Source organism: Moorena sp. SIO3I6 (assembly GCF_010672095.1).
Genome location: NZ_JAAHHU010001515.1, coordinates 1 through 1,197, shown reverse-complemented (window position 1 = coordinate 1,197; position 1,197 = coordinate 1). Strand labels below are relative to the sequence as shown.

Annotated in this window: 4 protein-coding genes; all 4 read right to left on the bottom strand. The window is 45.9% G+C overall.

Features of this window, described 5'->3' with window-relative positions; translation table 11 throughout:
• Positions 1–63: 63 nt before the first annotated feature.
• Complete coding sequence (locus F6K49_RS50795) at positions 64–255, bottom strand: hypothetical protein (protein ID WP_293110500.1); 192 nt, start codon at positions 253–255, stop codon at positions 64–66.
• 35 nt (positions 256–290) lie between these two features.
• The gene (locus F6K49_RS50790; protein WP_293110497.1) at positions 291–503 is read right to left on the bottom strand and encodes a hypothetical protein; all 213 of its coding nucleotides are present in this window, start codon (positions 501–503) and stop codon (positions 291–293) included.
• A gap of 113 nt (positions 504–616) precedes the next feature.
• Positions 617–856 carry a hypothetical protein gene (locus tag F6K49_RS50785; protein ID WP_293110495.1) on the bottom strand — a complete coding sequence of 80 codons (240 nt, stop codon included), beginning with the start codon at positions 854–856 and terminating at the stop codon, positions 617–619.
• Positions 834–1,197, bottom strand: a 364-nt coding sequence (locus F6K49_RS50780) for a DNA-binding protein (protein WP_293110492.1), incomplete at its 5' end; no start/stop codon positions are given. The genes F6K49_RS50780 and F6K49_RS50785, both read right to left, overlap by 23 nt.

The window sequence follows — 1,197 nt, the reverse complement described above, 5'->3', positions numbered from 1 at the left end:
CACAAAACGGGAATATCTTAAATTGAAGAAAATGTTGACAAACGAAGAGATAGAAGGGTGGTTTTAGTTGTGGGGAGTTTTAGGGAATAGGGAATAGGGAATAGGGAATAGGGAATCGGGAATGGGGAATCGGGAATCGGGAATCGGGAATCGGGAATCGGTAGAGTGGGCATCCTGCCCGCTCGAAAAGGGTAGTAGGGTGGGCAAATGCTTATCCTCTGACAATTTCATCTGGAATCGGGTCCATTTGCCCACCTTCCCATTGGCTGTGGCGTAGGGTGGGCAAATGCTTATCCTCTGACAACAATATCTCGAATTCTGTCAATTTGCCCACCTTCCCATTGGCTGTGGGGTAGGGTGGGCAAATGCTGTACTTCTGACAACAATATCTCGAATTCTGTCAATTTGCCCACCCTACAAGCTGCTACAAGCTGCGGGGTTTGGTGGGCAAATCCTGATCTTTGAGCTGACCATGTAATCTGGAATCCGGTCGATTTGCCCACCCTACAAGCTGCGGGGTTTGGTGGGCAAATCCTGATCTTTGAGCTGACCATGTAATCTGGAATCCGGTCGATTTGCCCACCCTACAAGCTACTTTATTTTTAATTTTTAATTACTATAGCTTTTGAATAAAATAAGCTGACGGCTGACAGCTGACGGCTGAATGCTTACTAGCGATCGCGCTTTCATACTTCAATGTCTTGATGCAGCACCAAATAATGAAATAGATAATTTTGAATAGTCGCAAAGCTTTGACAAACTTAGCTAGTAGCCGGAAAACTACCACCAGCGATGCAGCGCGGTCTTGGGGGTTTCCCCCACTCGCTATTGCATCAAGAAATAAAGTGAATATCACTGAAGGTTTCGATCCACAAACGAGCACCACAATCAAGGGGATTATCCGGCTGATAAACAATCTTACACGGACCAAGGATTTCGACTTCATTACCGTAGAGATTAGTGCCCTTTCGTTTTACTGAAATCACTGGCTTCCGGTCTTTGGGGCTTTTCTTCATATTCGAGCCAATGTGATTGCGATTGACATTAATCTTCGCTAAAGCTGGCGGACGACTAGTGCGCCATTTCCCCTTTGGTCCACGATTACCTTTAGTAATTTGTGGCAAATGGTTGAACAGAGGAATAATCCAGAATTTCCCGCTTTTATAGGCACCCCGGACCCGACCCTTCTCTAGGAGA